We start from the raw sequence: 7183 nt of genomic DNA on the forward strand, positions 1-7183 counted from the left end.
GCTCACGCCTCGCGCCACGACGGCTGCGCCACCAGATCCAGCATGGCTTCGGCCAACTCGTCGCGCCCCTGGCCGGTGAGCGCGCTGAACGGCACGACATCATCTTCCGCCATTCCGGCGTGCTTCGCCAGAGCGGCCATCTGCGCCGCACGCTCCGCCGCCTTCACCTTGTCCACCTTGGTGGCCACGACGATCGTCGGCACACCGAGTTCGGCGAGGAATTCGAGCATGTCGAGATCGTCGGGCGTGGGGTCGCGGCGCGCATCGAGCAGCTGCACCACGCCGCGGAGCGCCGGCGTGTCCATCAGGTACCCTTCGATGAGCGGCTTCCATTCCGCACGCCGCTCCTTGGAGACGCGTGCGTATCCGTATCCCGGGAGATCGACCAGGGTGAACAGGTCGTTGACGGCGAAGAAGTGGATTTCCCGCGTGCGCCCCGGGGTATGACTCACGCGCGCCGTCTTCTTGCGCCGCACCAGCGTGTTGATGAGCGACGACTTGCCCACATTGGAGCGGCCGGCAAACGCGATCTCGGGACGCGTCGATTCGGGGCGCCAGCCGCCGCGCGTGGCCATCGGTCCCAGGTAGTCCAGCGAGCGCACGACGAGCGGATCGGCGCGCCGCGCCGTCGCGGTCATTGCGTGACCGCGGCCGCGGACGGCGCGTCGCCGGCGTACCGGTCGCCCACCAGCGCGATGCGCAGCACGTCGTCCATGGTCTTCACGGGATAGAAGCGCACGGCGTCGCGCACCTCGGCGGGCAGCTCCTCCACATCGCGCAGATTCTGCTGCGGGATGATCACCTGCACGATGTGGTTGCGGTGTGCCGCCACCGCCTTCTCGCGCAGCCCGCCGATGGGCAGCACCCGGCCGCGCAGCGTCACCTCGCCCGTCATCGCGATGTCGCCGCGCACCGGCACGCCGGTGAGCGCGCTGGCGATCGCCGTGGCGATCGCGATCCCCGCCGAGGGCCCGTCCTTGGGCGTGGCACCGGCGGGAATGTGCACGTGCAGGTCGCGCGACCGGGTCAGTTCGCGGTCGATGCCGAGCGAGGACGAGCGCGACCGCGTGTAGCTCAGGGCGGCGCTGGCCGATTCCTTCATGACGTCGCCGAGCGTGCCGGTGAGCTGCAGCCTCCCGCGTCCGGGCACCGCGCTCACCTCGATCTCGAGCACGTCGCCGCCCATCGGCGAATAGGCCAGCCCCATCGCCACGCCCACCTTGTTCTCGAGCGAGACCGCCGTGGGGTCGAAAGGCGCCGGGCCGAGCAGTTCCTTCAGATCGGCGGCGTGCACGACGTCCGGTTCGGCGGCGGATGCCGCGGCGCGGCCCTGCTCGGCACGGCGGCGTCCCAGCTTGCGCGCCACCCGCGCGATCCGCCGTTCGAGTTCCCTCACGCCGGCCTCGCGCGTGTACTCGTGGATGATCGTCGGCAGCACGTCGGGCTCCCACGTCACCGTCTCCGGCGGCAGGCCGTTGGCGCGCAACTGCTTGGGTACCAGGAACTGTCGCGCGATGGCGAGCTTCTCCTGGTCGAGATATCCTGGAAGCCTTATGACCTCCATCCGGTCGCGCAGCGGCTCCGGGATCTGCGGCAGGTAGTTGGCCGTGGTGATGAACAGCACCTGCGACAGGTCGTAGTCGATCTCGAGGTAGTGGTCGTTGAACGCGCGGTTCTGTTCCGGGTCGAGCACCTCGAGCAGCGCCGCCGCGGGGTCGCCGCGGTAGTCCTGCCCCAGCTTGTCCACCTCGTCGAGCAGGATCACCGGGTTCACCACCTCGGCGCGGCGCATGGCCTGGATGACGCGGCCGGGCATCGAGCCGATGTAGGTGCGGCGGTGGCCGCGAATCTCGGCCTCGTCGCGCACCCCACCCAGCGACATGCGGACGAACTTGCGCCCCAGGGCGCGGGCCACCGACCGGCCGAGCGACGTCTTTCCCACGCCGGGAGGGCCCACCAGGCAGAGGATCGGTCCGTCGAGCTTTCCGACCAGCGCCAGCACGCCGATGTAGTCGAGGATGCGATCCTTGACCGGTTCCAGCCCGTAGTGATCCTCGTCGAGAATCCGGCGGGCATGCGCCACATCGAGCACGTCGTCGGTGCGCGTCGTCCACGGCAGCGCGAGCACCCAGTCCACGAAGTTGCGCGACACCGTGCTCTCGGGCGCGATGGGCGACATCCGCCGCAGCTTGCGCAGCTCGCGGAACACGCGGGTCTTGACCACGTCGGGCAGCCCCTTGCGCTCCACCTGCGCCTCGAGGTCGGCCAGGTCGTCGTCGTCCTGGCCCAACTCACGGTGAATCGCCTTGAGTTGCTCCTGCAGGTAGAACTCGCGCTGGTTCTGGAACACCGAGCCGCGCACATCCTGCTCGATCTTCTGCTCCAGTCGCAGCAACTCGATCTCGCCGGTGAGCGTGGTGTCGAGCGCGCGGAACAGCTCCGAGAGCGGCTCCGTCTCGAGCAGCTTCTGGCGCGTCTCCTGCGGCACGGCCAGGTGGGCGGCGATGGCGTACGCCTGCTTGGCGGGCGACTGAGCCCCCTGGAGGATGGCGACGATCTCGCCGGGAATGCGGCGGTGGAGCGAGACGTACTCCTCGAACTGCGACATGGCGCGGCGGGCGAGCGCAGGGGTTTCGTTCGCGGCGGCGTCGGCTGCCGTGTCTCCCTTGAACGTGGCGCGGAGCACGCCGCCCACCACGGCGTAGCGCGACACCCGGGCCCGCGCCACGCCCTCGAGCAGGAGCCGCGTGGTGCCGTTGGGTAGCTCGGTGTGTTGGAATACGCGCACGATCACGCCCACCCGGTACAGGTCGGCGGCCGTCGGTTCGTCGGCGTCGGCCTGGCGCTGCGTGACCACGAACAGGAAGTGCTCGCCGGGGCCGGCCATGGCGGCCTCGACGGCGGCCAGCGAGGCGCGCCGCCCCACGAGCAACGGCATGACCACGTTGGGGAAGAACACCACGTCGCGCAGGGGGAGCACTGGCAGCCGGTTGCCGACGGGCACGCGGTCGCCGTCGGGACTCAGAATGGGCATTCTGTAAGCTAACAAGACCGTAGGAGGGTAGGAGAGTAGGAGGGTAGGATGGTGAAACGACGACGGCGGGCCGAGTGCATCGGCCCGCCGTGGCGCTGTCCTACTCCCCCGCGCAATGCTACGCTTCTTTCTTCTTCCGCTGGGGCGCAATCTCCAGCAATGGCGGGGCGCCGTTCAGGACCGACGGCTCGGTGACCTTCACCTCTTCGACATCCTCACGCGTCGGGAGGTCGAACATCACGTCGGTGAGGATCTCTTCGAGGATCGCCCGCAGCCCGCGGGCGCCGGTGCCACGCTTGAGCGCCTTGCCGGCAATGGCGCGGAGCGCCGAGTCCTCGAACGTGAGCTTCACCTCTTCGAGCTCGAACAGCTTCTTGTACTGCTTGGTGAGCGCGTTCTTCGGTTCCTTGAGGATGCGCACCAGCGACTCTTCGTCCAGCGCGTCCAGCGCCACCGTGACCGGCAGGCGCCCCACCAGCTCGGGAATCAGCCCGTAGCGGAGCATGTCGTCGGGCTCGACCTCGGCGAACGGGGTCTTGTTCACGCGCCCCGGGGGCGTGACCGTGTCGGCGCCGGTGAAGCCGATCTGCCGCTTGCCGGTGCGCGACTCGATGATCTTCTCCAGGCCGTCAAAGGCGCCGCCGCAGATGAACAGGATGTCCTTGGTGTTGATCTGGATGTATTCCTGTTGCGGATGCTTGCGGCCCCCCTGCGGGGGCACGCTGGCCACCGTGCCTTCGAGGATCTTCAGCAGGGCCTGCTGCACGCCCTCGCCCGACACGTCGCGCGTGATGCTCGGGTTCTCCGACTTGCGCGCGATCTTGTCGATCTCATCGATGTAGACGATGCCGCGTTCGCACTCGGCCACGTTGAAGTCGCCCGCCTGGAGCAGCCGGACGAGGATGTTCTCCACGTCCTCGCCAACGTAGCCCGCTTCGGTGAGCGTCGTGGCGTCGGCGATCGTGAACGGCACGTCGAGAATGCGCGCCAGGGTCTGGGCGAGCAGCGTCTTGCCCACGCCCGTAGGGCCGATGAGCAGGATGTTCGACTTGTCGAGTTCCACGTCGTCGTCACGCAGGGACGCCGAGTTGATGCGCTTGTAGTGGTTGTAGACGGCCACCGAGAGCGCTTTCTTGGCCTTCTCCTGGCCGATCACGTACTGGTCCAGGATGTCCTTGATCTCCTGGGGCGTGGGAACCTGCGTGATCGCCTCGGCGACCTCGCGCTCCTCATCCTCCGCCAGGATCTCGTTGCACAGCGCGATGCACTCGTTGCAGATGTACACCGACGGGCCCGAAATGAACTTCCGAACCGAGTCCTTGGACTTGCCGCAGAACGAGCACCGCAGGTGTTTGTCGTGGGACATGCTGGTCACTCAAGTACCCGAGAGGAGACGTCGCGCCAACGCGCTTCCTGAGGATATACTGGCCGCGCGCGCGCGGTCAAGGAACTGACGACCGAAGCTCGTGAACGTTTTCACGAGCCCCGGATTAGCAACCGTCCCCGCGCTACTTCTTGGCAGCCGGCGCGAGGTCGTTCTCTACGGGAATCTCCGACGCGTTGGTGATTACCGTATCTACCAGCCCGTATTCCTTCGCCTCGTCGGCCGACATGAACCGGTCGCGGTCCGTGTCCCGGTCGATCACGTCGATCGGCTGGCCGGTATGCTTGGCCATCAGTTCGTTCAGCTTGGAGCGCAGGTAGAGGATCTCCTTGGCCTGGATCTCGATGTCCGAGGCCGTTCCGCCCCCCCCGCTCTGCGACGGCTGGTGGATCATGATCCGCGAGTGCGGCAACGCAAACCGCTTGCCCTTGCGCCCCGCCGCGAGCAGGAACGAGCCCATGCTCGCCGCCATGCCCATGCAAATCGTGTTCACCGGCGCCTTCAGGTATTGCATCGTGTCGTAGATCGCCAGCCCGGCCGACACGCTGCCGCCCGGGGAGTTGATGTACAGGTGGATGTCCCGCTCCGGGTTGTCCGCCTGCAGGAACAACAACTGGGCGATGATGATGTTGGCGACGTCGTCGTTCACCGGCGTGCCGAGAAAGACGATGCGGTCCATGAGCAGTCGCGAGAAGATGTCGTAGCTGCGCTCGCCGCGGCTCGACCGCTCGATGACGTACGGGGGATAGATCGTCGACATGGGTTGATCGCTCATCAGTTGGTCTGCTCCACGGTGTTCTTCTCCAGTAGCCACGCGAAGACCTTGTCTTCGGTGATGCTGCGCTCGATTTCCTTCAATCGCCCGGCTTTTTGCAGCGAGGCGTACACCTGCCCCGGCTCGGCGTTGCGCTTCGCGGCCACTTCGGCCACGCGCTCGTCCACGTCGGCCTCGGAGGCGGCCAGCTTCTCGCGCTCGGCCAGCGTGTCGACGATCAGGTCGCGGCGCACCTGACGCTCGGCCACCGGCGCGAATTCGCCCATGAACCGATCCCGTTCGTCGTCCGTGACCTGATACACCTGAAGATACGCCTGGATCATCTGGTTCACCCAGCTCGGCGGCACGTCGAACGGGTTGGCGGCGGCGATCTGCTCGATGAGCTGCTGCCGCACACCCGCGTCCGCGTCGCGGCGGGCGTGGTCCGCGAGGTCGCTGCGCACCGTGATGCGCAGCGCGTCGAGCGAATCGAAGTCGCCCACCTCGCGGGCGAACGCGTCGTCGAGTGGGGGAAGCGTCTTGCGCTTCACTTCCTGCAGCACCACGCGCACCGGCTTGGTCTTGCCGCGCTGGGCCTCGTCCGGGAAGTCCTCCGGCCAGCGGACCGCCCGTTCCAGCGTTTCGGACGGGGCCAGCTCCATGATCAGCTCTTCGATGCCCGGAATCGCCTGCCCACCGCCCAGCACGATCGTGTACTCGCGCCCTTCGGGGATCGCACCGTTCTCGTCGGCGGTGGCCAGGAGCACCGTCACCATGTCACCGGGGAGCGGACGCTCGAGTACCGGCGACCATGCCGCGCGCTGGTCGCGCAGCTGCTCGATCTGCTCGTCCACCGCCGCGTCGGTCACCTCGGGGGCGCGGCGCGTGACCGTGAACCCTTCCACGCGGGCGAGCTCGACATCGGGCCGCACCTCGACATGCAGGTCGAACGTCATGGCCTCGCCTTCATTGAACTTGAGGTCATGGACGTGGGGCTGGGCCGCGACTTTGATCTGTTCCTTGTCGAGCACCTGCTGGAACGCTTCCTGGACCACGCGCTCGATGACTTCCTGGCGGATGGCGTCCTTGTACTTCTTCTTAACGATTTCCGGCGGCGCCTTGCCGGGGCGGAAGCCGGGGAGGCGGACGCTGGAGGCGTAGCGCTTGGCGGTGGTGTTCTCCATCGCCTTGACGTCGGCGGCGGGCACCGTCACGGCCAGCAGTCGCTCGACGCCTGCGCTCTTCTTGGTCGTTATTTGGATGTCCATGGGGTCAGGTCTGGGCTCCGGCGCCGGGCTCCGCCGGTGCCCCGAAAATCAGGGGGCGGCAGGGTTGGTGGCCGTACTTCGAAAGCTAACCGGCGTGGGGAGGGGGGCCTAGGGTGGAACCGCCGCGCCGGGCGAAGAGCCGCGCGAACCCGGGACCGTTGATCTTGAAAGGCCATCCAGTGCGAGAGGGGGGACTCGAACCCCCAAGCCTTGCGGCACAGGATCCTAAGTCCTGCGCGTCTGCCAGTTCCGCCACTCTCGCGTCCCACAAAACTACGCACGATCGGGAACTCTGCCACACCCGAGAGGCGTCGGCAAGCACCGCGCACGGCCGAAACCAGTGGAAATGGATAAGGAAAGGGGGCCGGCGGAACGCCGGCCCCCTTCCAATTTCCTACCGTCCCACTCTCCGACCATCCCCTCACTTACTGATCAGAATATTCACCACCTGCGTCCGCGCCTGCGGTGCGTTGTACACCAGCAGCTGCAGGTAGGCGCCCTTCTTCACGCCCTGCACGGCCTTGTTCAAGTCGTCCACGCTCTTGATGTCCACCTTCTTGGGGTAGAGGCTCCCCACGATGATGTCTTGGCCGGGAAACAGGCCGCTGCCGGCCGACGTCGGATCGGGGAACGCCGGGCTGCTGGGCGACACGTCGGTCACCATCAGCCCATGGCTGTACTGCGACGGCACGCTGTCCTGCTGCACCACCGCATTGGTGAGCGGCGCCACCGAAATACCCAGC

At 67.2% G+C, this 7183-nt stretch carries 6 protein-coding genes and 1 tRNA gene; all 7 read right to left on the reverse strand.

Annotated elements, in window-relative coordinates:
* Window positions 1-2: 2 nt before the first annotated feature.
* Complete coding sequence (gene yihA / locus VNF92_04765) at window positions 3-638, reverse strand: ribosome biogenesis GTP-binding protein YihA/YsxC (GenBank protein HVA57179.1); 636 nt, start codon at window positions 636-638, stop codon at window positions 3-5.
* Window positions 635-3034: an endopeptidase La gene (gene lon / locus VNF92_04770; protein ID HVA57180.1), complete on the reverse strand. Its 2400-nt coding sequence runs from the start codon at window positions 3032-3034 to the stop codon at window positions 635-637. Before lon ends, yihA begins: the two co-directional genes overlap by 4 nt.
* Before the next feature lie 118 nt (window positions 3035-3152).
* Entirely contained in the window at window positions 3153-4400 is a 1248-nt protein-coding gene (clpX, locus tag VNF92_04775) for an ATP-dependent Clp protease ATP-binding subunit ClpX (GenBank protein HVA57181.1), read from the reverse strand.
* A gap of 142 nt (window positions 4401-4542) precedes the next feature.
* Window positions 4543-5193 (reverse strand): ATP-dependent Clp endopeptidase proteolytic subunit ClpP, encoded by a 651-nt coding sequence (gene clpP, locus VNF92_04780; protein ID HVA57182.1) that lies wholly within the window; start codon window positions 5191-5193, stop codon window positions 4543-4545.
* Window positions 5193-6440 (reverse strand): trigger factor, encoded by a 1248-nt coding sequence (gene tig, locus VNF92_04785; protein ID HVA57183.1) that lies wholly within the window; start codon window positions 6438-6440, stop codon window positions 5193-5195. The genes clpP and tig overlap by 1 nt, the downstream gene beginning before the upstream one ends.
* Window positions 6441-6620: 180 nt before the next feature.
* Window positions 6621-6702, reverse strand: a tRNA-Leu gene (locus VNF92_04790).
* 159 nt (window positions 6703-6861) lie between these two features.
* Window positions 6862-7183 (reverse strand): hypothetical protein (locus tag VNF92_04795; GenBank protein ID HVA57184.1); only part of this gene is annotated, 322 nt, incomplete at its 5' end.

The sequence above is a fragment of the Gemmatimonadaceae bacterium genome (assembly GCA_035533015.1).
GTDB lineage: Bacteria > Gemmatimonadota > Gemmatimonadetes > Gemmatimonadales > Gemmatimonadaceae > JAGWRI01.